The organism is Mesorhizobium sp. WSM4830 (assembly GCF_055811495.1).
Map to the genome: position 1 here is coordinate 131,076 of NZ_JBVVQI010000014.1, position 23,676 is coordinate 154,751.

The 23,676-nt window shown below is 62.4% G+C and carries 24 protein-coding genes; 17 read left to right on the forward strand and 7 right to left on the reverse strand.

Annotated features, from left to right (window positions below; genetic code table 11):
- Nucleotides 1–53 precede the first annotated feature (53 nt).
- Entirely contained in the window at nt 54–479 is a 426-nt protein-coding gene (locus tag AC0L2Y_RS19165; protein ID WP_352488670.1) for a cupin domain-containing protein, read from the reverse strand.
- Between the two features lie 324 nt (nt 480–803).
- On the opposite strand from AC0L2Y_RS19165, the gene AC0L2Y_RS19170 reads away from it, so the two are divergent.
- The 13 genes from AC0L2Y_RS19170 (at nt 804) to AC0L2Y_RS19230 (ending at nt 13,677) form a co-directional block, all read left to right on the forward strand.
- A complete protein-coding gene (locus AC0L2Y_RS19170; protein ID WP_023675304.1) occupies nt 804–1,238 on the forward strand; it encodes a DUF3597 domain-containing protein in 435 nt (144 codons plus the stop codon).
- Between the two features lie 403 nt (nt 1,239–1,641).
- Nucleotides 1,642–1,872, forward strand: coding sequence for a hypothetical protein (locus AC0L2Y_RS19175; RefSeq protein WP_473558658.1), 231 nt, complete (start codon nt 1,642–1,644; stop codon nt 1,870–1,872).
- Between the two features lie 232 nt (nt 1,873–2,104).
- Nucleotides 2,105–2,293: a DUF3606 domain-containing protein gene (locus AC0L2Y_RS19180; protein ID WP_473558660.1), complete on the forward strand. Its 189-nt coding sequence runs from the start codon at nt 2,105–2,107 to the stop codon at nt 2,291–2,293.
- Nucleotides 2,293–2,475, forward strand: a complete 183-nt coding sequence (locus AC0L2Y_RS19185; RefSeq protein ID WP_254816845.1) for a hypothetical protein — start codon at nt 2,293–2,295, stop codon at nt 2,473–2,475. Before AC0L2Y_RS19180 ends, AC0L2Y_RS19185 begins: the two co-directional genes overlap by 1 nt.
- A 114-nt stretch (nt 2,476–2,589) precedes the next feature.
- On the forward strand, nt 2,590–4,071 hold the full coding sequence (locus tag AC0L2Y_RS19190; protein ID WP_473558662.1) for a hypothetical protein: 1,482 nt from the start codon (nt 2,590–2,592) through the stop codon (nt 4,069–4,071).
- A 334-nt stretch (nt 4,072–4,405) separates the two neighbouring features.
- Nucleotides 4,406–4,495: a K(+)-transporting ATPase subunit F gene (locus tag AC0L2Y_RS19195; RefSeq protein WP_023675300.1), complete on the forward strand. Its 90-nt coding sequence runs from the start codon at nt 4,406–4,408 to the stop codon at nt 4,493–4,495.
- Between the two features lie 25 nt (nt 4,496–4,520).
- Nucleotides 4,521–6,224, forward strand: coding sequence for a potassium-transporting ATPase subunit KdpA (kdpA, locus tag AC0L2Y_RS19200; protein WP_473558663.1), 1,704 nt, complete (start codon nt 4,521–4,523; stop codon nt 6,222–6,224).
- A 228-nt stretch (nt 6,225–6,452) separates the two neighbouring features.
- Nucleotides 6,453–8,546 (forward strand): potassium-transporting ATPase subunit KdpB, encoded by a 2,094-nt coding sequence (gene kdpB, locus AC0L2Y_RS19205; RefSeq protein WP_473558664.1) that lies wholly within the window; start codon nt 6,453–6,455, stop codon nt 8,544–8,546.
- Nucleotides 8,547–8,558: 12 nt separating this feature from the next.
- Entirely contained in the window at nt 8,559–9,128 is a 570-nt protein-coding gene (kdpC, locus tag AC0L2Y_RS19210) for a potassium-transporting ATPase subunit KdpC (RefSeq protein ID WP_473558666.1), read from the forward strand.
- Between the two features lie 52 nt (nt 9,129–9,180).
- Nucleotides 9,181–11,922 (forward strand): DUF4118 domain-containing protein, encoded by a 2,742-nt coding sequence (locus AC0L2Y_RS19215; RefSeq protein ID WP_473558668.1) that lies wholly within the window; start codon nt 9,181–9,183, stop codon nt 11,920–11,922.
- Nucleotides 11,919–12,611: a response regulator transcription factor gene (locus tag AC0L2Y_RS19220; protein ID WP_473558670.1), complete on the forward strand. Its 693-nt coding sequence runs from the start codon at nt 11,919–11,921 to the stop codon at nt 12,609–12,611. The genes AC0L2Y_RS19215 and AC0L2Y_RS19220 overlap by 4 nt, the downstream gene beginning before the upstream one ends.
- 119 nt (nt 12,612–12,730) lie before the next feature.
- Entirely contained in the window at nt 12,731–13,036 is a 306-nt protein-coding gene (locus tag AC0L2Y_RS19225; protein WP_473558671.1) for a hypothetical protein, read from the forward strand.
- A 131-nt stretch (nt 13,037–13,167) separates the two neighbouring features.
- Nucleotides 13,168–13,677, forward strand: coding sequence for an NUDIX hydrolase (locus AC0L2Y_RS19230; RefSeq protein ID WP_473558673.1), 510 nt, complete (start codon nt 13,168–13,170; stop codon nt 13,675–13,677).
- A 75-nt stretch (nt 13,678–13,752) separates the two neighbouring features.
- Here AC0L2Y_RS19230 and AC0L2Y_RS19235 read toward each other — a convergent pair whose 3' ends face one another.
- The 6 genes from AC0L2Y_RS19235 to AC0L2Y_RS19260 all read right to left on the reverse strand — a co-directional run bounded on the left by AC0L2Y_RS19235 (nt 13,753) and on the right by AC0L2Y_RS19260 (nt 19,762).
- Complete coding sequence (locus AC0L2Y_RS19235; RefSeq protein ID WP_473558675.1) at nt 13,753–14,604, reverse strand: citryl-CoA lyase; 852 nt, start codon at nt 14,602–14,604, stop codon at nt 13,753–13,755.
- Between the two features lie 19 nt (nt 14,605–14,623).
- Nucleotides 14,624–15,808, reverse strand: a complete 1,185-nt coding sequence (locus AC0L2Y_RS19240) for a CaiB/BaiF CoA transferase family protein (protein ID WP_473558676.1) — start codon at nt 15,806–15,808, stop codon at nt 14,624–14,626.
- A gap of 15 nt (nt 15,809–15,823) precedes the next feature.
- Nucleotides 15,824–17,347, reverse strand: a complete 1,524-nt coding sequence (locus AC0L2Y_RS19245) for a tripartite tricarboxylate transporter permease (RefSeq protein ID WP_023675290.1) — start codon at nt 17,345–17,347, stop codon at nt 15,824–15,826.
- Nucleotides 17,348–17,351: 4 nt separating this feature from the next.
- Nucleotides 17,352–17,885 (reverse strand): tripartite tricarboxylate transporter TctB family protein, encoded by a 534-nt coding sequence (locus AC0L2Y_RS19250; protein WP_352488650.1) that lies wholly within the window; start codon nt 17,883–17,885, stop codon nt 17,352–17,354.
- 152 nt (nt 17,886–18,037) lie between these two features.
- Nucleotides 18,038–19,015, reverse strand: coding sequence for a Bug family tripartite tricarboxylate transporter substrate binding protein (locus AC0L2Y_RS19255; RefSeq protein ID WP_473558679.1), 978 nt, complete (start codon nt 19,013–19,015; stop codon nt 18,038–18,040).
- A gap of 207 nt (nt 19,016–19,222) precedes the next feature.
- Entirely contained in the window at nt 19,223–19,762 is a 540-nt protein-coding gene (locus tag AC0L2Y_RS19260) for a GNAT family N-acetyltransferase (protein WP_352565608.1), read from the reverse strand.
- A 227-nt stretch (nt 19,763–19,989) separates the two neighbouring features.
- Between AC0L2Y_RS19260 and AC0L2Y_RS19265 the strand changes: the two genes are divergently transcribed.
- The 4 genes from AC0L2Y_RS19265 (at nt 19,990) to AC0L2Y_RS19280 (ending at nt 23,672) form a co-directional block, all read left to right on the forward strand.
- Nucleotides 19,990–20,445, forward strand: coding sequence for a DUF2214 family protein (locus tag AC0L2Y_RS19265; RefSeq protein ID WP_473558682.1), 456 nt, complete (start codon nt 19,990–19,992; stop codon nt 20,443–20,445).
- Nucleotides 20,446–20,627: 182 nt separating this feature from the next.
- Nucleotides 20,628–21,605 (forward strand): tripartite tricarboxylate transporter substrate-binding protein, encoded by a 978-nt coding sequence (locus AC0L2Y_RS19270; RefSeq protein ID WP_473558684.1) that lies wholly within the window; start codon nt 20,628–20,630, stop codon nt 21,603–21,605.
- A gap of 78 nt (nt 21,606–21,683) precedes the next feature.
- On the forward strand, nt 21,684–22,151 hold the full coding sequence (locus AC0L2Y_RS19275) for a tripartite tricarboxylate transporter TctB family protein (RefSeq protein WP_473558686.1): 468 nt from the start codon (nt 21,684–21,686) through the stop codon (nt 22,149–22,151).
- Between the two features lie 9 nt (nt 22,152–22,160).
- Nucleotides 22,161–23,672, forward strand: coding sequence for a tripartite tricarboxylate transporter permease (locus AC0L2Y_RS19280; protein WP_473558688.1), 1,512 nt, complete (start codon nt 22,161–22,163; stop codon nt 23,670–23,672).
- The last annotated feature ends 4 nt before the right edge of the window (nt 23,673–23,676 follow it).

Here is a 23,676-nt window from a genome sequence, read left to right on the forward strand (position 1 = left end):
TATCAGCTCCAAGTCCGCAATCCGCAGGCGTGATGATTCTCGCCGGCACGCATTCAGCCCGCACGATTGGGCGTGCCGAGGACATGGGATTTCGGCGGCAGCATGACATCGTCGAATGTCTGCGTGAACATCGCCGCCGCAAAGAAAGCGACGGCGCGCAGGGTTTCGGTGCCGGTGTTGACGAGGTCGTGCCGGACCGGCGTCGGAAGTACCAGGACGCTGCCGGGCCCGACCGGGTGGGTGGTGCCGCCCTCCATATGTAGCTCGCCGGTGCCGGCGATGATGTATTGCGTCTCCTCTGTGGCGTCGCTGTGCCAGCCGAGCCGCTTGCCGGGCTCGATCTCGTAGACAATGACCGAGGACTGGGTGGTGCCGTGCCCGCCGTAAGCCGCGAAGGCGCCGGCCCATTTGACCGACGGGTCGTCCTCTGCCCAAACCAGCGAACGTTCGAGCCTGTCGGATGCGACGACTGCTGTCATGGCTTCGTTCCTCTCAGCGAATTGCGAACACGAATCTAAATGATTTTTCTGGTCTGCGTCAGCAAAACTGGCTGCCAACCGTTTCCTCGCCCATTGCGCGTGACGATTTGTCGGCGGGCCGCGATCCAATCTATTCTACTCTCGGGCAGGATCACTGAGCCGATTCCCCAATGCAACCAAGCCTTTACCTTTTAGCCAGTTTGGAGTTGCCCCTGCGTTGCGTTCGTGGTCCGGTACAACCAGGGCGCTCAATGCGGCATTCGGCAACGGTCGCCTCACCGACCGTCAAGGCAACACACCGTCAAGCCAACCCAGGAGATAGCAATGGGCATTTTCGACAGTATCAAAGGTGCGATTTTCGGAAACGCGGTTGCGGCCGAAGCGCCGCCGGCGCAACCGTCTCCCGCGCCTGCTTCGAGCACGGCCACCCAGCCGACGGCGCCTACCCGATCCGCCCCGGCTGCAACTCCGGCTCCGGCCGCGCCGGCCGCACCGTCCTCTGCCCCGGACATCGCTGCCATTCTCGACAAAGCGGTGGCCGCGAAGGGGCAAAAGCTCAACTGGAAGAATTCGATTGTCGATCTGATGAAGGCTCTGAATATCGACAGCAGCCTCGGCGCCCGCAAGGAGCTTGCGCACGAGCTGAACTACACCGGCGACATGAACGACACTGTAACGATGAATCTGTGGCTGCACGACGCACTGATGAAAAAGCTGGCCGAGAATGGCGGCAAGCTTCCGAGCGACCTGGCCGCCTAGAGTCACAAGACGAGGAATTCCGGGAAATGTGTGACGGTTTTCCGTCCGGAATTGTGTAAACAAAAAAGCCAGACCGGTTCGGCGTTTCCGTGGAACGACGAACCGTCCTGGTCCTGCCCGCATCGTGGTTCTTGCTGCGTTGGCTTCGGCCGCAACCGAGCAGACCACACTGCCCAGCAATCAGACTGCCAAGTAAAATTGAGACCGATCCCGGCCGCCGGGATCGGTCTTTGGCGAAGTGAACATGGCACAAAAGCGCTGCCACCTCGCGCCCGGGTTGCCTCACGCAAAACCGACGATTTCGGTCGCTGCCCACGCGCTGGTAGGACCACCATTTCGCTGGCGAAACGCGACGTTCGGCGTATCATTCTCCCGGTAGAGGGTTCATGGTGGGAGGAAGCCAATGAACGTGGTGCAGCGGGTGACGGTCGCCGACTTGACGGCCCAAGAGCTTGTTTCATCTGCGCTTTCACGGTTCGGCGCCGGCGACACCATATCGACGAGGGCGATGCTGGACATCGTTCGCAGGACGGCCCCGGCCTGCGGCGACAGTGACGACGATCTGGTCGGGCTTATCGTCATGACGGCCGTTGGTAGGACCATGGGCGTCGTGTTCGACCATCGCTCCAATTAGCAATCCGGAACGAATACCAGGCTGCGCCCAGAACTAGCGGCGGGCGGTTGGCAGCGCCGCCAAAGAGGCCAGCCTGTTTGTGCGTGAAGGTCGGCCTGGCGCCAAGCCCTTGCTTTGAGCAAAACCGCTGCTCATGCCGGGTCATGCCCGAAGGCGGTAATTGGGCGACACGCTCGAAGGAACTCGCTGAAATCTTGCCCGTTATGCTCTCGTTGAGATGAGGAGAGCTGCCATGGCCGACGACAAAACCAAGACCGACAGTCGCGACCGCTCACGAGTGGCGGGCGGCGAAGACTACGAGGTACGTCACCTCGCCGAGGAAGCGGGCATCACCCCGGATCAGGCCCGCACGCTGATCAAGCGCCACGGCACCGACCGCAAGGTGCTGAACGAAATCGCCGAGAGCATAAGAGCGTCGTAATGGCCGACAAGAAAACCGCAATGGCCGACCGCAAGACGCGCGATCCGGACGAAAAGGAGGCTCTGCGTCTGGCCGAAACCACCGACGTTTCGCCGAAGCAGGCGAAGGATCTGATGCGCAAGCACGGCAAGGACAGCCCGAAGGTCGAGAAGGAAGCCAAGAACTTCAAGGCCGAGGGCTGAACGCGCCAAGCCGGTTGGAAGCGCGGCACAGGGTTGTGGCCGCAATCTTGCGGCTTATCGGTTTTCTAACAAATTCGGCCTATCCCTTCCGCTATCGCGGCTCAGGGATGCCATATGCGCGGGATATCTGGTGAGGCGAGGCCGTCGATAGACGACATACGGCATGTGAGGCTGGTGTTTTGCCTGCTGGCGGCGGTCGTGATGGCGGCGGCGCTCCTCGCCTTTGCCACCTCCCTCCTGCAGGATCCCGATAGCTGGTGGCACATCAAGGTCGGCATGGATATGCTGGCAAGCCGCACATTCCCTACTGTCGACATCTATTCCTACACTTTTGCCGGCCAGCCATGGATCGCCAAGGAATGGCTTAGCCAGGTTCTCCTTGCAATTGCCTTTGAAGCCGGCGGCTGGAACGGCGTGGTGCTGCTGGCGACTGCAGTAATCGCGCTGACGATCTTCTTGACGTCGTGGTATCTCAGCGCGTGGTTGAAGCCGACGCTGGCGATAGGAGTGACGCTGGTTCTCGCGCTGGTGATCGGGCCGATCTACGTCGCCCGGCCGCACATCTTTACCTTGCCTATCATCGTCGTCTGGACCGCCGGTCTTTTCCAGGCCGCACGCAACGAGAAAGCGCCGCCTTTATGGTTGCTGGCGCTGCTTTGCCTGTGGGCCAATATCCATGCCACCTTCACCTTCGGTTTCGTCATCGCCGCCTTCGCCGGCCTCGACCTCGTCATGCGCACACGCTTGTCGAACCCCCGGCTGCTGGCCAAGTGGATCGCTTTCGGGCTGCTTTGCCCGCTGGTCAGCCTACTCAATCCCTATGGCGTCAAGGCAATACTCGCCACATTCACCGTGGCCTATGGCAATGAGGCGGTGCCTTACATTGCGGAGTGGCAACCCTTCGACGCCTCGCGGCACACCCTCCAGGAGGTGGCCATGTTGCTGGCGTTTTTCGGGCTGCTCGTGTCGAGATTGCGCATTGGCTGGGCCAAGGCGCTGTTCCTTGTCTTCACGTTGCACGTCTATCTCACCCACATACGGTTCATGTATTTGTTCTTTCTTCTCGTGCCGGTGGTCCTTGCCGTCGAGGTCGCGCAACAATATCCAGCGCTTTCAGCCGAGAAATGGGCGGCGGAAAAGCGCGACGGACTCGAACAATTTTTCGCACGGCAATTTTCCAGGATTTGCGCTGGAATTGCCGTTTTGCTGGTTTTGGCGGCTGCCGCATTCACGATCTATCCGGTCGCGCCGAGCCAGAAGACCTCGGCGAGGGACGCACTGGCTTTCGCCCAAACCTATAGTCTGTCGGGCAATCTGCTGAACTCCTACGATTTCGGCGGCACGCTGATTTTCCACGGCGTCAAGACGTTTATCGACGGCCGCGCGGATCAGCTCTTCCTGAATGGCTTTACGGAAACGGATGAACAGACCGGGCACAGCCGGGGCAAGCCGATCCTGAAAGCCCAACTCGACAAATATGCGATAGACTGGGCATTGTTGACCGCCGACGACAGCCGCATTCCGTTCTTCGACGAACTGGGCTGGAAGCGGGCCTATACGGACGATTACGCGGTGATCTATACCCGCGCGGACTGATCCCGGCAGCTTCGCGCGCCGGTGCGCACCTCCCTCCTAAAGCTGTGGCCAGCGCCGAGGCGGCGAAATCCTTATGGGATTTTAATTTCTTTGCTCGGCGTCCCGTCTCGAACCTTTATGGCACTTTGATCCATATTCGCCGGAGCGATGTATCCGGCCGCCGATATGATGCGGCGCGCGGGCTTGGATAGTTTTGTCTAAGTTTACGGAACAAACAAATATAAGGAAATGCACGGTTGGACATAGTTGTTATCGCGACTGGAATTGCGTTCTTTGCTCTATGCTTCGGCTACATCAAAGCCTGCGACAAGCTATAATTTTAGGGGATCGCAACATGCTATTCGACTATATCCTCGGTGGCGCCGTGACCTTGTTTCTTCTCGCTTACCTGACATACGCCCTCGTTCGCCCGGAACGCTTCTGATCTCCGCTGGCAAGGAGCCAACCCCATGACAATCAACGGATGGCTGCAGATCCTCGTCTATTGCGGGATCGTCGTTTTGCTGGCCAAGCCGCTCGGCGGCTACATGCATCGCGTTTTCAGCGGCGAGCGCACATTCCTGTCGTCAATTCTGGCCCCGCTCGAGCGCGGGCTCTACCGCATATCAGGGACCAGCGAGCGCGAGGAGCAGCACTGGACCTCCTATGCGGCGGCCCTGCTGTTCTTTAACCTGGCCGGCTTCCTGGTGCTCTATTTGCTGCAACGGCTGCAAGGCGGCCTGCCCTACAATCCGGCCGGCATGACCGCCGTCGAACCTGGGCTGGCCTTCAACACCGCCGCCAGCTTCATGACCAACACCAACTGGCAGAACTACGGCGGCGAAAGCACGATGTCCTACCTCGTGCAGATGGCCGGCTTGACCGTGCAGAACTTTCTGTCGGCGGCGACCGGCATCGCCATTGCGGTCGCGCTGATCCGCGGCTTTGCCAGGGCCTCAGGCAAATCCATCGGCAATTTCTGGGTCGATATGACCCGCTGCACGCTCTATCTGCTCTTGCCGTTCTGCATCGTCCTGACGCTGGTCTATGTCTATCTTGGCACGCCGCAAACGCTCGCTGCCTACGTCAACGCGACGACGCTCGAAGGTGCGCAGCAGACCATCGCAGTCGGGCCTGTCGCTTCGCAGATCGCTATCAAAATGCTTGGCACCAACGGCGGCGGCTTCTTCAACGCCAATGCAGCGCATCCCTTCGAAAATCCCGACGCGATCTCCAACCTGCTCCAGATGGTGACGATCTTCGCCCTCGGCGCGGCGTTGACCAATGTCTTCGGCCGCATGGTCGGCAACCAGCGCCAGGGCTGGGCAATTCTATCGGCGATGGGCGTGCTGTTCATCGCCGGCGTTGCCGTTTGCTACTGGGCGGAAGCCGCTGGCAATCCGCTCGTCCATGCGCTGGGCATCGATGGCGGCAACATGGAGGGCAAGGAGAGCCGTTTCGGCATCGCCCTGTCGGCACTGTTTGCCGTCATCACCACGGCCGCGTCCTGCGGCGCGGTCAATGCCATGCATGACAGCTTCACCGCACTTGGCGGCATGATCCCGATTATCAACATGCAGCTCGGCGAGGTCATTGTCGGCGGCGTCGGCGCCGGCTTCTACGGTATCCTGATGTTCATCGTCATCGCCGTCTTTGTCGCCGGGCTGATGGTCGGACGTACGCCCGAATATCTCGGCAAGAAGATCGAGGCCAAGGAGGTCAAGATGGCGATGCTGGCCGTGCTCTGCCTGCCGCTGGCAATGCTGATCTTCACCGCTATCGCGGTGGTGCTGCCGACCGGCGTTGCTTCCATCGCCAATGCCGGTCCACACGGCTTCTCCGAAGTTCTCTATGCCTACACCTCGGCCGCGGCGAACAATGGCTCCGCCTTTGGCGGTCTCAGCGGAAACACGCCCTGGTACAACATAACGCTCGGCATCGGCATGCTGATGGGCCGCTTCCTGGTCATCATTCCGTCGTTGGCGATTGCTGGCTCGCTGGTTGCGAAGGAGACCGTCCCAGCCTCCGCTGGTACCTTCCCGACCGACGGTCCGCTGTTCGTCGGGCTGCTGGTCGGTGTCATCCTGATCGTCGGTGGCCTGACCTTCTTCCCGGCCCTGGCGGTCGGACCGATCGTCGAGCACCTGGCGATGATTCACGGTCAGACATTCTGAAACGGCCATGCCTTGGTTCAACCTCATACGTCGGCACCACCGTCATCAACCCGATGACGGAAGGCCGGATGACGGGAGGGACGAGACGCCCCCTCCTTTCCCGACGCTGTCCACATTCCTCGCTATTGCGGCAGCCTTGATCATGATCTGGCTGCTGGCTTACGGGCCGCCGCACCTTCGTTCGGCACACGATCGACCGGTCAACAACATCGACACTGGAGCCACCAAATGAGCCCGTCGAAATCCGTGAGCATCATGGATACCCGCATTCTGTGGCCCGCTATCGCCGGTTCCTTCAGAAAACTGAACCCGCGCACCTTGATGCGGAACCCGGTGATGTTCGTCGTCGCCGTCGTCTCGGCGCTCACCACCGTGCTGTTCGTCAAGGATCTCGTTACCGGCGGCGGCGATCTTGGCTTCACGCTGCAGATCATCATCTGGCTGTGGTTCACCGTGCTCTTCGCCAATTTCGCCGAAGCGGTGGCCGAAGGCCGCGGCAAGGCGCAAGCTGACTCGCTGCGTCGGGCGCGCACCGAGACGCAGGCCAAGCTGTTGAACGGCGGCGACCGCCGCAAGTTCAAACTGGTGCCCGGCACCAGCCTGAAGGTCGGCGACATCGTGCTTGTCGAAGCCGGCGACATCATCCCCTCGGACGGCGAGGTGGTCGAAGGCGTAGCATCGGTCAACGAGGCGGCCATCACCGGCGAATCCGCACCGGTCATCCGCGAATCCGGAGGCGATCGTTCGGCGGTGACTGGCGGCACGCAGGTCTTGTCCGACTGGATCCGCGTGCGCATCACTGCGGCTGCCGGCCATACATTCCTCGACCGCATGATCTCGTTGGTCGAGGGCGCCGAGCGCCAGAAGACACCCAACGAGATCGCGCTCAACATCCTGCTCGTCGGCATGACGCTGATCTTCGTGCTGGCGACGGCGACGATCCCGAGCTTCGCCTCGTATTCGGGCGGCTATATCTCGGTGACGGTGCTGGTCGCCCTGTTCGTTACCCTGATTCCGACCACAATTGGCGCCCTGCTGTCGGCCATCGGCATTGCCGGCATGGACCGCCTGGTGCGCTTCAACGTGCTCGCCATGTCGGGCCGCGCTGTCGAGGCGGCCGGCGATGTCGACACGCTGCTGCTCGACAAGACCGGAACCATCACGCTGGGCAACCGCCAGGCGACGGCATTTCGTCCGATCAAGGGCGTCACCGAACAGGAACTGGCCGACGCGGCTCAGCTTGCCTCGCTTGCCGACGAAACGCCGGAAGGCCGCTCGATCGTCGTCCTGGCGAAGGAAAAATACGCCATCCGCGCCCGCGACATGGCAAGCCTGCACGCGACGTTCGTGCCCTTCACCGCGCAAACCCGCATGAGCGGCGTCGATCTGGAAGGCTCCTCGGTCCGCAAGGGCGCAGTCGATGCGGTGCTTGCCCACGTCAACCTCTCGACCGTTGCCACAGGCAGTACGCGTCCCGGCAGCGACACCATCCGCGACCTCCAGGGGATCGCCGACGAGATCGCCAAATCCGGCGGCACCCCACTGGCCGTCGAGCGCGACGGGCGCCTGCTCGGCGTCGTCCACCTGAAGGACATCGTCAAGGGCGGCATCGCAGAACGCTTTGCCGAATTGCGCCGCATGGGGATCCGCACGGTGATGATAACCGGCGATAATCCGATGACCGCGGCGGCGATAGCGGCGGAAGCCGGCGTCGACGACTTCCTTGCCCAGGCGACGCCCGAGGACAAGCTGAAGCTGATCCGCGACGAACAGGCCAAGGGCAAGCTGGTCGCGATGTGCGGCGACGGCACCAACGATGCGCCGGCCCTTGCCCAGGCCGACGTCGGCGTTGCCATGAACACCGGCACGGTTGCGGCGCGCGAGGCCGGCAACATGGTCGACCTCGACAGCGATCCGACCAAGCTGATCGAGGTCGTCGAAATCGGCAAGGCGCTGCTGATGACGCGTGGGTCGCTGACCACCTTCTCCATCGCCAACGACGTGGCCAAGTATTTTGCCATTATCCCGGCAATATTCGCAGTCTTCTACATCGCCCCGGGCCAGACTGCCGGGCCACTGCAAGCGCTCAACGTCATGCATCTGGCGACGCCGCAGAGCGCTATCCTCTCGGCCATCATCTTCAACGCGCTGATCATCATTGCGCTGATCCCGCTGTCGCTGAGGGGCGTCAAATACCGCGCGGTCGGCGCCGGTGCCCTGCTCAGCCGCAATCTCATTGTCTATGGCCTCGGCGGCGTGGTCGTCCCCTTCGTCGGCATCAAGGTGATCGACATGGCCATCACTGCTCTCGGTCTCGCATAAGGAACCACGTCGATGCTCAATCAAATCAGGCCCGCGATCGTCATGATCGTCTTCTTCACCGTTCTGACGGGTTTGGTCTATCCGATCGGCATGACCGGCATTGCCCAGGCGCTGTTTTCGCGCCAGGCCAATGGCAGCCTGGTCGAGAAGGACGGCAAGCTCGTCGGTTCCGAGCTGATCGGCCAGGCTTTTGCCAGCGACCGCTATTTCCATGGCCGCCCGTCGGCCGCCGGCGACGGCTACAATGCCGCCGCCTCGGGCGGCTCGAATCTCGGCCCAACCAACCCGAAGCTCATCGACCGTATCAAGAGCGACGCCGAACAGTTGAGAGCAGAAAACCCGAACCAGCCGGTGCCGATGGATCTGGTCACCACGTCCGGCAGCGGGCTCGATCCGCATATCAGCCCCGATGCGGCCTATTTTCAGGTTGCCAGGGTGGCCAAGGCCAGGGGCGTCGATGAATCCAGGATCAAATCGGTTGTCGACAGCCAAGTCGAGGACCGCGAGTTGGGCTTCATCGGCGAGCCGGTGGTCAATGTGCTGGCCCTCAACCTTGCACTGGACGATGCGATGAAACAATGAAAGGCGGCGCCGGGATCGACACCGAAGCTTGCGCCGTTCATGATTGACCCTTATGCCAGACGACAGCCGCACCGCCGAAACCAGGCCGTCTCCCGACGCGCTGCTCGCGCATGCCGAGCGGGAGGAGCGCGGTCGCCTGAGGATATTTCTCGGCGCCGCCCCCGGTGTCGGCAAGACCTACGAGATGCTGATGTCGGGCCGCGCCAGGCTGGCCGACGGGGTCGACGTGGTGATCGGCATCGTCGAGACGCACGGCCGCAAGGAAACCCAGACGCTGGTCGAGGGCTACGAGGTCATTCCTCGTCTTGAGATCGACTACAAGGGGCGGGTCCTCGAGGAGATGGACCTCGACGCTATCCTCGCCCGGCGCCCGGCGCTGGTACTGGTCGACGAACTCGCCCATACCAACGCGCCAGGCAGCCGTCACCCCAAGCGCTACCTCGACGTCCAGGAAATCCTGACGCACGGCATCGATGTCTACACGACTCTTAACATCCAGCACGTCGAGAGCCTGAACGATGTCGTGGCGCAGATCACCCGCGTCAGGGTGCGGGAAACTGTCCCCGACTCCATAATCGACCAGGCCGACGACATCGAGATCGTCGACCTCACCCCCGACGACCTGATCAAGCGGCTGGAGGAAGGCAAGGTCTACATCCCCAGCACCGCCCAGCGCGCCATCGAGAACTACTTCTCGCCGGGTAACCTGACGGCGCTTAGGGAACTGGCGCTGCGCCGCACCGCCCAGCGTGTCGACGAGCAGTTGCTCAACCATATGCAGGCCCACGCCATTCCGGGACCGTGGGCGGCGGGGGAAAGGGTTCTCGTCTGCGTCGATGCGCGTCCGGGCGGGGCGGCCCGTGTACGCTATGCGCGGAGGTTGGCCGACCGGCTCCGCGCCCCCTGGACGGCGCTTCATGTCGATACCCCTCGTTCAGCTGCCATGCCCGAGGAGGACAAGGATCGGCTGGCGACGCAACTGCGCCTTGCCGAGCAGCTCGGTGCCGAGGTGACGACCATTCCGGGTCAGAACGTCGCGCAAGACATCGTTCGCCACGCGACGGCGAACAACTTCACCCATATCGTGATCGGCAGGCCGACCCGATCGCGCTGGCGCGAATTGATCGAAGGCTCGCTCACCTATGATCTCATCCGCGACGCCGGCAACATCAGCGTCCATGTAATTTCGGGAACCGACAAGGGCACCGACGCACCCTCGAAAAATGTCAGCGCGGCAACCGAGCAGAAGCAGTTTCAGGTTAGGCCCTACCTGCTAGCCACAGCCTATGTCATGGGCTCCCTCGCCTTCAGCACTGTTCTCGACCAGTTTCTCGACGTTCGCAATCTGGCCATTGTCTTTCTGCTGGCGGTGCTCACATCGGCTGTAACGGGCGGGCTCTGGCCAGCCTTGTACGCCTGTGTCGTCAGCGCCCTTGCATTCAATTACTTTTTCCTAGAGCCGCGCTACACACTGACGATCAGGGAGCCGGAGAGCATCGTTGCGCTTGCCGTGTTCCTTGTTGTCGCCGTTATCGCCAGCAATCTGACGGCGCGGGTGCAGCGTCAGGCGATCGCCGCCAGCTCACGGGCGCGTGCCACGGAAGACATCTATCAGTTTTCAAAGAAGCTCGCCGGCGCCGGCACCTTGGACGACGTGCTATGGGCCACTGCCTTCCAGATCGCCTTGATGCTGAAGCTGCGCGTGGTGCTGCTTTTGCCTGAGGACGGCACAATCGCGGTCAAAGCCGGCTACCCGCCCGACGACACGCTGGCCGAGGCCGATATCGCAGCAGCCCGCTGGGCATGGGAGCATAACCGCGCCGCCGGACGCGGCGCCGACACGCTGCCGGGCGCAAAACGCCTCTATCTGCCCTTGCGGACCGGACGCACGGCGGTCGGCGTCGTTGGGCTCGACAACGACAAGCAAGGTCCGCTGCTGACACCCGAGCAGCAGCGTCTGCTCGATGCGCTCGCCGACCAGGCGGCGGTCGCCATCGAGCGCATCCAGCTCGTTGCCGATGTTGACCGGGCCCAGCTTGCGGCCGAGGCAGATCGTCTGCGCTCGGCCTTGCTCACTTCCATTTCCCACGATTTAAAAACGCCGCTTGCCGCCATCATGGGCGCGGCCGGAACACTCAGGCACTTCGAGGCCGCACTTCCCGAGCAGGACCGGGCGGAACTGCTGTCGACCGTGCTTGATGAATCGGAAAGGCTGAACCGCTTCATCGCCAACCTGCTCGACATGACCAAAATCGAATCCGGCACGATGCAGCCGAATTATGCGTTTCACTATCTCGGCGACATTGTCGGCTCAGCTCTGCATCGGGCCCGCAAAATCGTCGGCGAGCACAAGACCGAGATCGATATTCCATCGGATCTGCCGATGTTGCGGGTTGACCCCGTTCTGTTCGAACAGGTGCTGTTCAACCTCCTCGACAATGCTGCAAAATACGCGCCGCCAGGTTCGACGATCCGCTTGCAGGGCTGGCTAGACAATGGATTCGTCATCCTGCAGATCATGGATGAGGGACCAGGCATTCCGCCAGCGGATCTAGAGCGCGTTTTCGACACTTTCTACCGTGTGCGCAAGGGCGACCAGGTGCGTGCCGGCACAGGGCTCGGCTTATCGATCTGCCGCGGCTTCATCGAAGCGATGGGCGGCACCATCTCAGCGGCAAACAGGACCGACCGTGCCGGTGCGGTTTTCACCATCAAGATGCAGGTGGTGCCGGCAGAGCTGCCCAACCTCGGCGAACCCGAAGCAGGCCATCAGAATATGGACGATCTGGCATGACGAGCCTGGACGTCAGGATATTGGTGGTCGAGGACGAACCGCCGATCCGAAAACTGCTTCGCGTCGGGCTCGGCAGCCAGGGCTATGCGATCAGCGAGGCGCCGAACGCCAACGTGGCGATCGAACTCATCGAGGCGGAAAAACCGGACCTTGTGCTGCTCGATCTCGGCCTGCCCGGCATGAGCGGTCATGATTTGCTCCGCAAATGGCGGGATGATGGCCTGGACATTCCCGTGGTTATTCTTTCCAGCCGCACTGATGAGGCCGGCATCGTCTCGGCCCTCGAACTCGGCGCCGATGACTATGTCACCAAGCCATTCGGTATGAACGAGCTTGTCGCACGCATCCGCGTCGCGCTTCGGCACAAGTTCCAGCAGCAGGGTGAGAGGCCGGTGTTCCAAACCGGCGACCTCTCCGTCGATCTGGTGAAGCGCATCGTCAAGGTCGAGGACAGGGAGATAAAGTTCTCGCCGAAGGAGTACGACATTCTTCGCACCTTGGTGCAGCACGCCGGCAAGGTTCTCACCCACCAGTTCCTGCTGAAGCAGGTCTGGGGCGATTCCACCGACGTTCAATATCTCAGGGTCTACGTCCGGCAGATCAGGCAAAAGATCGAAAAAACGCCCGACCAGCCCCGCTATATCACGACCGAGACCGGCGTCGGATACCGGCTGCGCGAGGTCGATTGACGCGACGAGCATCCGAAGCCGCAATGCCTCTCCCAATCCGCTTCAAATCAGCGGCGGCCATGGCGTCGTCGGACAAAAGCCCTATATTAAGGGAGATTGGTTTGTGCGGGAATGAACGAATGCCGCGGCTCCGTCAATTGCAGTTTTTTGGGTCGGCAGTGCTGACTGCAGCGATGCTGTCGGGCATAAATCCTGCTGCATCGGCACAGGTCGTTAGTCCGGCCGACCGCAACGTGTTAATCCAGCAAGACCAGTTGCAGATGTTGGAGAACAGGCTGCGGCGGCAGCAATACCAGCAGCAGCAACAGCAGTACCGTGCCCAGGATCGCCAAATCCCAATACCGCAACGGCAGGAGGTGCCGCAGATGAGGCCAACTTGCCAGTTGCTGCCGTCGGGGAGCGGCTTTGTCAGCACTTGTCGCTGACGACCGGTCCCTTTCATTTATTTAGCCGACTTATATACTGGGGAAACCGCTCCGCTTGCGCCCCATTGAAAGCGGGCGACTTTGCAACGCTGCCCTTGCCGCCTGGGGCACCGCCTCGACTGGATTATCGAATGGCAGCCAGCAAGAAGAAGGTCGTACGCAAGGCAAGGAAGGGCGACGGGGTTCGCCAGGTTGCGGCGATTCCCTTTCGGCTGAACGAGCATGGCGATGTCGAGGTGATGCTGGTCACATCGCGAACGACGAGGCGCTTCATCGTACCGAAGGGCTGGCCGATGAAGGGCAAGAGCGGCCGCAAGGCAGCCACCATCGAAGCACAGGAAGAAGCCGGTGTTCTCGGCAAGACACTGAAACAGCCGGCCGGCACCTACCACTACTGGAAGCGGCTGGCGAACCGCTTCGTTCGCGTCGATGTCGTCGTCTATTTGCTTGAGGTAACCGAGGAACTTGCCAATTGGCAGGAAGCCAAGAGACGGCAGCGGGCATGGCTGGCGCCGACCGACGCGGCATTGCTGATCGACGAGCCGGATCTTTCGACGCTGGTGAGGAACATCAGGATTCCCGAGCTGGAGCACAATGCTAAAGAACAGAATCCGGCGTTCGGAAAAGATCACGCTCAATAGAAGATGGAGGCCCGCCCCGGCTGTGTCGGGATGGAATTGGTTCCAGCGCCCGCCGCCGTCTCTTGAACCGATGCCTCACTGATTGCCATCGTCTTCCTCGGGCAGAGGCCGCACCGGCGTACCGGTATAGGCCCACAGCCATTCGCGCGGCAGTGGCCCTTTGTTGCGGTCGCTTTCCTGCGACTGTTCCCATGCATGGGCAAGGATGCCGACCGAGCGCGACAGCACGAAAAGGCCTCGCGTCAGCGGCGGCGGGAAGCCGAGCTCGCCGTAGATGACGGCCGTGGCGCCATCGATATTGAGCGGGATTTTTTTGCGCTTGCGCCGCGCAACCTCGGCCTCGACCCTCTCGGCGATGTCGGCGAAGCGCCCGCTGACGACGCCGCGCGCGGCAAAGTCGCGGGTCAGCTCGATGAGGCGGGGCGCCCGCGGGTCGACCGGGTGGAAGCGATGGCCGAGCCCCGGCACATAACCGTCTTCCCCAGCAAGGAAATGATCAACCCGCAGTGACACGGCGTCCGTGAGGGGCACGCCGGCGTCCAGTTCGGCGGCGATGTCGCCGTAGAAGGAAAGCGCCTGTTCGCCGGCGCCGCCATGCACATCGCCAAGCACGTTGATGGCAGAGGCCATGGCGCTGTTGATGCCGACGCCGCAGGTTATCGCCATGCGGGCGATGGCGATCGACGGCGCCTGCGGCCCATGGTCGACGGCAGCACCCAGCGCGATGCCAAGCAGCGCCGCCTGCTCCTCGCTCGGCAGTTCGCCGCGCAGCATCAGCCAGATCATTGCCGGAAAGCTGACGCGGCCGATCAGATCCTGGATTTCATAGCCGCGCAGCCGGATGACGCCGGGGCGCATCTCGATGATGCCGGTCTGCCACCATTCCTCGCCGCGCGCACGGCCAGTCTTGTTTTCCGTGTCGCTCATGCCTTCTTTTCCTCGCCGCTCATGCCTTCGCTCTTTTCTTGGCGCGTGGCGGCAGGCCGGTAAAGACCTCGTCCATATGCTCGCCCAGCCCCGGCGGCGGCCTGCTCGGCAAAGGTGCCTCGCCATCGACCATGAAGCCGCCGCGCACCACGGTGAGCGGCCTGTCCATCCCGGGCACAGCCTGGAAGCGCGCCGTCATGCCGCGCTCGATCACCTGTCGCTCTTGCAGTACCTGCGGGATCGTCAGCACCCGGCCTGCCGGCACGCCGGCGCGATTGAACGTCTCCTCCCAGGCAGCGGCCGAGCCGCTCGCCAGGGCATCCTCGATCAGCGCCTTCAATGCGATCCGGTTCTGCTTGCGCGCTTCGCGCTCGGCAAAGCGGACATCCGAGGCCAGCTCCGGCCGGCCGATCAATCGGCAGAGCGCGACGAACTGCTCCTGCTTGTTGGCGGCGATGTTGAGCAAGCCGTCGCCGGTGCGAAACGCGCCAGACGGTGCGGCCGTCATGTTTTCGTTGCCCATCGGCTGCGGCTCGACGTCCGCCGTCAGATAATTCGACACCGGCCAGCCGAGCGCAGAAAGCGTGCATTCGAGCATCGACACGTCCAGGAACGCGCCCTCGCCTGTCGTCTTCTGCTTGACCAATGCGGCGGTAATGGCGAACGCCCCGACCAGCCCGCCAAGCGTATCGGCGGCGGGATAGCCGACACGCAGCGGCGCCGTTTCCGGTGTACCGGTGATGCTCATAATGCCGGAAAGACCCTGGATGATCTGGTCGTAGGCTGGATTGTCGCGCATCGGCCCGGTCTGGCCGAAGCCCGATATCGCACAATAGACAAGGCTTGGCCGGACCTCTTTCAGCCTGGCATGGCCAAGCCCCAGCCGGTCCATTACGCCCGGGCGGAAATTCTCGACCAGCGCGTCGGCCGAAGCGACCAGATCGAGGAAGCGTTCGCGGTCGGCTTCCTTCTTGAGATCGAGCGCCACCGAGCGTTTGCCGGCATTCTGCGCCAGGAACGAAGCGCCCATGCCCGCCCGGTTGAGCTCCGGAGAGGCACCGAGCTGGCGCGCCAGGTCGCCGCCTTGCGGCGTTTCGACCTTGATGACGTCGGCGCCGAGCAACGCCAGCTGGTAGGCGCAATAGGGCCCGGCCAGCACATTTGTCAGGTCAAGGATGCGGATGCCGGAAAGCAGGTCTGTCATGACGTCACGAACAGCTCAGGCATCGCCCGGCACGTGCTCCGGTCCACGCATGCGCCTGTGCTCGATGTAGGCCCAGATATGCGGTCCGACCAGCCCGATGAAGGCCAGCGTCAGCAGCGTCAGCGACAGCGGATGCTTGTAGAACACCGTCCAATCGCCGTTCGAGATGGTCATCGCGCGGCGGAACTGCGTTTCGGCAAGCGGCCCGAGAATCATTCCGATGATGACCGGCGCGGTCGGGAAATCGAAACGCCGCATTAGGAAACCGGCGGCACCGAGCAGATAGAGGATGACGAGGTCGATCGGCGATTGCGAGATGCCGTAGGTGCCGACCGTGGCGAACACCAGGATGCCGGCATAGAGCTGCGGCGCCGGGATCTTCAGCAATCGCACCCAAAGCCCGATCAGCGGCAGGTTGAGGACGACGAGGATGACATTGGCGATGAACAGGCTGGCGATCAGCCCCCACACCAGGTCGGCCTGCGTTGTCAAAAGCAGCGGCCCCGGATTGATGCCGTAGCTCTGAAATGCCGACAGCATGATCGCGGCCGTCGCCGAGGTCGGCAGCCCGAGCGTCAGCATCGGCACCAGCACGCCGGCGGCGGATGCATTATTGGCCGCTTCCGGCCCGGCAACGCCCTCGATGGCGCCGACCGTGCCGAACTCCTCCTTGTGTCTGGAGAGTTTCTTCTCGATCGCATAGGACAGGAAGGTCGGGATTTCGGCGCCGCCGGCCGGCATGGCGCCGATCGGGAAGCCGATCAGGGCGCCGCGCAGCCATGGCCTCCACGAACGCGACCATTCGGCCGCGGTCATGTAGAGCGACCCTTTCAACGGCACGATGTCGTCCTTGCCGGCATAGCGGCGCGAGGCCATGTAAAGCGTCTCGCCAACGGCGAACAGGCCAACCGCGACGACGATGACGTCGACGCCGTCCAACAATTCGCTCATGCCGAAGGTGAAGCGCGGCTGCCCCGTCTGCAGATCGACGCCTATCATGCCGACGACGAAGCCGACGAACAGGCTGGTCAGGCCGCGCACCGACGACGAGCCGAGCACCGCCGAAACCGTGATGAAGGCCAGCACCATCAGCGAGAAATACTCGGCCGGACCGAAAGCCAGCGCGAATTTGACGACGATGGGCGCCAGGAAGGCAACGCCGATCGTGCCCAGCGTGCCGGCGACGAAGGAGCCGATCGCCGAGGTCGCCAGGGCCGCACCGCCACGGCCGGAGCGGGCCATCCTGTTGCCTTCCAGCGCGGTGACGATGGTGGCGCTTTCGCCAGGCGTGTTGAGCAGGATCGATGTCGTCGAGCCGCCATACATGGCGCCGTAGTAGATGCCGGCAAACAGGATGAAGGATGCCTCTGGCGCCACCTGATAGGTGATCGGCAACAGCAGCGCGATGGTCAGTGCCGGCCCGAGGCCGGGCAGCACGCCGATCGCAGTCCCCAGAGTGGTGCCGACCAGGCACCATATGAGGTTGATCGGTGAGAAGGCGACGGAAAATCCGTGCGCGAGATGGCCGAGCGTTTCCATGGCGTCAGCCCCTCAGCATGGCGACGACCGAATCGACGATCGCGTTCAGCTGGTTTTCGATGAAGCCGGCGCCGATATTGACGCCGAGCGCTCTGGCGAAGCCGAAATAGGCGGCCAGCGCCAGGATCAGCCCCAGCAGCACATCACGCAGCGGACGCCGGCTGCCGAAACCGTGGCAGATGAGAACGAACATGATGACAGATGCGGCGGTAAAGCCGAGCGGCTGGATCAGCGCCAGATTGGCGATCAGTCCGAGGGCGACGATGCCCATCGCCTTCCAGTCGGTCGGCGTCTCCTTTTCGTCGTCCGGCTGCCAGCCGCCCCGCAAGGCGGCAATGATGAGCAGCAGCGACAGGATCACCATCCCGGTCATGGTGATGTAGGGAAAGACGGTCGGACCGACCTTGGAATAGAGCGGTGACACCGGGATTGCCAGTGTCTGCCAGGCAACCGCACCCGCACAGGCGAGGAGCCCGACGCCGATCAGCAGTTCGGGCACTGCAAGGCGCGGCGGCGCCCGCTGGTCGCTGGTGCTCATCATCGTCCTCCCAATGTCGGTCCCTTGGGGCCGGTTCTCCTTGGACCGGTCTCACTCGGCCGATCTCGTAGTTTCACCTCCGGCGCCGCGTATGTCCATGCGGCTGGCGAAAGTCGGCAAGGGTTGGCGCAGGCCGCTCCTTGCCGAGAGCATCACGCCAGGCCGAGGTCCTTGAGGATCGTCCCGATGCGGGCCGTGTCTTCGGCGACGAATTTCGCATAATCGTCACCGGTAAGCAGGATCTGCGTCCAGTTGCGGTTCTTGCATTCGGTGGCCCAGGCGTCGCTCTTGGCCATGGTCTCGATCAGCTTGATCATTGCTGCCTTGCCAGCGTCTGAGACGCCGGGCGGTGCGAAGACGCCGCGCCAATTGAACAACTCGACATCGATGCCGGCTTCCTTCATCGTCGGCGCATCGATGCCCTCCTGGCGTTTGTCGGCGGAGATGGCCAGCAGCCGCAGCGCACCCGCCTTGATCTGTTCGGCGAACTCGCCATAGCCGGAGATGCCGGCCGCGACCTGGTTGCCGAGCAGCGCCGAAAGCGCCTCGCCGCCGCCGGCAAACGGCACATAGGAGAGATTGGTAGCCGGAACACCGACGGTCTTGGCGATGAGGCCGAACAAGATGTGGTCCGAGCCGCCGGCCGAACCGCCAGCGACCGGAACCTGCGTCGGGTCAGCTTTGAGGGCAGCGACAAAGTCCGCGGCCGTCTTGAACGGCGAGGCGGCCGGCACCACAAGCGCCTCGAACTCGCCGGTGAGGCGGGCGATCGGCGTGACTTCGGTAAGGTTGTTGGCCGCCTTGTTGGCGATGATGGCGCCAACCATGACCATGCCGGCCACCATCAGCGCATTGCCCTTGCCTTTCCACTGGTTGACGAACTGCGGCAGGCCGACAGTGCCGCCTGCACCGCCGACATTGGTGATCTGCGAGCCGGAGATCAGTTTTTCGCTGCGCAGCACCTGGTCCATGGCGCGCGCCGTCTGGTCCCAGCCGCCGCCCGGCGCCGCTGGTACGAAAATCTGCAGCTGCGGCGCGTCCTGCGCGAAGGCGGGGATAAAATGCGATGCCGCGAGTCCGGCAGCACCTGCTGCCGCGGTGCTCATCAAGAATCGGCGTCTGTTCAGCATGGGATTCCTCCAAATCGCGACACCTCCTCCGGTGCCTGCCAGAAACGTGGCCTGACTTCAGACCCGCTCGATAAAATTCATGCAGAGTTTGCGTCTTCCTGTCAAAGACAGAACACTCCGCATGCGGCACAATCGGCCTGTGCGATTTTCAGGCAGGCGAACTCGATGCCCGACGACGACGTGGCAGGCAGTGCCAAACAGCATCCGTCAGGGTTGGCGCTCCAGCAGGATGGTCGGCTTGCCTTGGTAGACGGTTCGCAGCACTTCGCCATAACCACATTTTGCCGCGACGTTCAGCGATCCGGTGTTTTCCGGATCGATGATGCAGACGGTCTTCGCGGCGCCGAACATCTCGTCGCCCCAGGCAAGCACCCGTGCGACGACTTCGCTGGCCAACCCCTGGCCATGCGCGCCCGAAACCAGAGCCCAGCCGGCCTCCGGAATGCCCTCGAGCGACGGCGTCATGTCGCGTTTCAGATCGTGAAAGCCGGCCTCGCCGATGAAGCGGCCGGTCGCCTTTTCCTCGATCGCCCAGAAGCCGTAGCCCAGAAGCGACCACAGGCCGGCGTGGCGTAGGAAGCGCATCCAGCTTTCCTCCCGCGTGCGCGGCTTGCCGCCGATAAAGCGGGTGACAACGGGATCGGCCCACATGGCGACATAGGCGTCGAAATCGTCAAGCCGGTGCGGCCGCAGGACCGTGCGCGAGGTTTCAATCACTGGAGCGCCAATTGTCTGCGGACTGGCCATGGTCATGTCTCGGTTGTGTTGCCGGTGCCTAATGCAGGTCTTGCAAAAGTGGGGACAGCGACACGCACGAGACGGGAAATCCAAATCCGTTGCGAAAAACAAGAGCCAAGGCTGTGTAGATCATCTTCCAGGCTGATGTGAATCCTGCCAGGCAGTGTTAGTTTTTCTCCAGTATTGGTTCAGGCGCGTTGGGTTTCGGCGCTGCCGTCCGACAGAGGGAAAACAGCATGGACACCACCGACCTTGTGCTTGCCATCTTCCATCATCTGCTGGTGTTTTCGCTGGCAGGCATTATCGGCGCCGAATTCGTCCTGATCCGCAGCGACTTGTCCGCCGCGACGCTGAAGCGGCTCGTCGGCATCGACCGCCACTACGGCATCATTGCCATGCTGATCATCGTCGTTGGCATCGGCCGCGTCGTCTATGGTCTGAAAGGGTGGGAATTCTACGTCTACAATTGGATGTTCTGGGCAAAGATGGCCGCTTTCGCCATTGTCGGCCAGTTGTCGATTATCCCGACCATCCGTTTCCTGTCCTGGAACAGGCAGGCAAGCGTCAGTCCAAGCTTCCAGGTGCCTGCGGCGGAGCTGGCGTCCGTTCGCACCTATGTCCGCACCGAGGCATTGATCTTCCTATTGATCCCGGTCTTCGCGGCGGCGATGGCGCGCGGCTACGGCTACTAGAATAGATTGGAGGAAGGGCATCGGACGGCCCAACCTTCCCACTCATTTGCGCGGACAAACGTGCAGTTTGCCGTTTGAGCCAGATTGTCATTTGTCGGGTTGCGCTAGTTATTGCTCCATCTACAGTCGGTTCTAGAGGAATCCGCGCAGCGGTTGGTAATCATATTCTGGGAGGAAACACGATGCGAAAATTCATCGCCGCGCTGGCTGTCGCTGCGGCCGCCATGATTTACTCGTCGGCCGCTGGCGCGCAGACCTACCCCGAACGCACCATCACCATTGTCGTGCCGTTTTCGGCCGGCGGCCCTACCGACACCGTCACGCGTCTTGTCGCGGAAGCCATGTCGAAGGACCTCGGCCAGCAGGTCATCGTCGAGAATGTCGGCGGCGCCGGCGGCACACTGGGCGCCGGCCGCGTCGCAAATGCCGAGCCTGACGGCTACACACTGCTCCTCCATCACATCGGCATGGCGACCAGTGCGACGCTATATAGGAATCTCGCCTACGACACGCTGAACGCGTTCGAATATGTCGGCCTCGTCACCGAGGTGCCAATGACCATTGTCGCCCGCAAGGACCTCGAGCCGACCGATCTGAAGGGGCTGGTCGACTACGCCAAGGCCAACAAGGACACCGTCACCGTCGCCAATGCCGGGATAGGCGCGGCCTCGCATCTGTGCGGCATGCTGTTCATGAGTGCCATCGGCACGCCGCTGGTCACCGTACCCTATAAGGGCACCGGCCCGGCCATGACCGATCTTCTCGGCGGCCAGGTCGACATCATGTGCGACCAGACGACCAATACCACCAAGCAGATCCAGGGCGGCACGATCAAGGCCTATGCCGTAACCTCGCCACAACGCCTCGACGTGCTGCCGGACGTGCCGACGACGATAGAAGCCGGCCTACCGCAGGTGCAGGTCGGCATCTGGCACGGCATCTACGCACCCAAGGGCACGCCGGCCGAGATCACCGAACGCCTGTCGAAATCTCTGCAGGTGGCGCTGAAGGACCAGAACGTCGTCGCCCGATTTGCCGAACTCGGCACCAAGCCGTCGCCCGAGGCCGATGCCACGCCGGCCGCGCTCAAGGCCAAGCTGGAGAGTGAGATCGCGCGCTGGAAGCCGATCATCGAAGCGGCCGGCCAGTACGCCGACTAAAGATCTTAACGGGGCGCCCCCAGCGCCCCGTTTTTACACCGGCATCGGCACACCCGTGAGGCATGCCGGGAGGACGCCATGAAACCTTTCGCAATCGACAGAACCAACGGCATATGCGCCGCGCTGTTGATCTTTATTGGCGCCTTTTTCGCGCTGCAGTCGCTGGGCCTCGAAATCGGCACCGCTTTTCGCATGGGGCCGGGCTATTTCCCGCTGGTGCTGGCAATCGTGCTGATCCTGCTTGGCGCCGCCATCCTCGTCCAAGCGGTGCGTTTCGAGAGCGAGCCGATCGGTTACATTGCGTGGCGCGGCATGCTGTTCATCCTGCCTGCTCCGATCTTCTTCGGCCTGACGGTGCGCGGCCTCGGCTTCATCCCGTCGATCTTCCTGACGGCGCTGATCGCGTCGTTCGGTAGCGGACGTATGAAGCCGCTGACCGCACTCGTGCTGTCAGCCGCCCTGACGCTGTTCGCATTCGTCGTCTTCAGCTACGCACTCGGCCTGCCGTTCCGGCGTTTCGGCCCATGGCTGCCACTATCATTGTGAGGAGATGAAATGGAACTCCTCAACAACCTCGCACTCGGCTTTTCGACAGCCACCTCTTTGGCAAATCTCGGATTCTGCCTGATCGGCGTCCTGCTCGGCACGCTGATTGGCGTGCTGCCCGGCATCGGCGCCACCGCAACCATCGCCATGCTGTTGCCGATCACCTTCCAGATCGGCGACCCGGTTTCCTCTCTCATCATGCTCGCCGGTATCTATTACGGCGCGCAGTATGGCGGCTCGACCACCGCCATTCTCATCAACATGCCCGGCGAATCCTCGTCAGCCGTCACCGCAATCGACGGCTATCAGATGGCCAGGAACGGCCGCGCCGGAGCAGCCCTGGCGACTGCGGCGATAGGCTCCTTCTTTGCCGGCACGGTGTCGACCTTCCTCGTCGCCATCTTTGCCCCACCGCTGACGGCGATAGCGCTGAGATTCGGCGCGGCCGAGTATTTTTCGCTGATGATCGTCGGCCTGGTCTCGTCCGTCGCGCTCGCCCACGGCTCGATCGTCAAGGCGCTGGCCATGGTCGTGCTCGGCCTGCTGCTGGGACTTGTCGGCACCGATATCTACACCGGTACGCCCCGCTTCACGCTCGGTATCCGCGAATATGCCGACGGGCTGAATTTCGTCGCGGTGGCGGTCGGCGTCTTCGGCGTCGCCGAGATACTGCGCAACCTCGAAAACGAGCATGAGCGTTCCGTGTTGATCCGAAAGATCTCCGGCCTTATGCCGACCCGCGAAGATTTTCGGCGCATGGCGGCTCCCATCGTGCGCGGTACAATCATCGGTTCGGCGCTCGGCATCCTGCCGGGAGGCGGCGCGATCCTTGCCGCTTTTGCCTCCTACACCGTCGAAAAACGTGTCTCGAAAAATCCCGGGGAATTCGGCAAGGGCGCCATCGAAGGCGTCGCCGGGCCGGAATCGGCCAACAATGCCGGCGCCCAAACCTCCTTCATCCCGATGCTGACGCTCGGCATTCCGGCCAACCCGGTAATGGCGCTGATGATCGGCGCGATGATCATTCAGGGCATCGTGCCCGGTCCCAATGTCGCCATCGAACAGCCTGCGCTGTTTTGGGGTATCATCACCTCGATGTGGATCGGCAATCTGATGTTGATTGTCCTAAACCTGCCGCTGATCGGGCTTTGGGTGAAACTTCTTACCATTCCCTACTACGTGCTCTTCCCGATCATCATGGCGTTCTGCTCGATCGGCGTTTACAGCGTCAACACCAACGTCTACGACCTCTATGCCGTCGCCTTCTTCGGCTTGCTTGGCTACCTCCTGACCAAGCTGCGCTGCGAACCTGCGCCGCTGCTGCTCGGCTTCGTGCTCGGCCCGCTGCTCGAGGAAAACCTGCGCCGCGCCATGATCCTCTCGCGCGGCGACCCGAGCACCTTCGTGACGCGGCCGATCAGCGCCAGCCTGCTCCTCATCGCGCTTGCCGTGCTCGTCATCGTGTTTCTCCCCGCGGTCAGGAAGAAGCGCGAGGAGGTGTTCGTCGAGGAGAGTTCCTGAATAT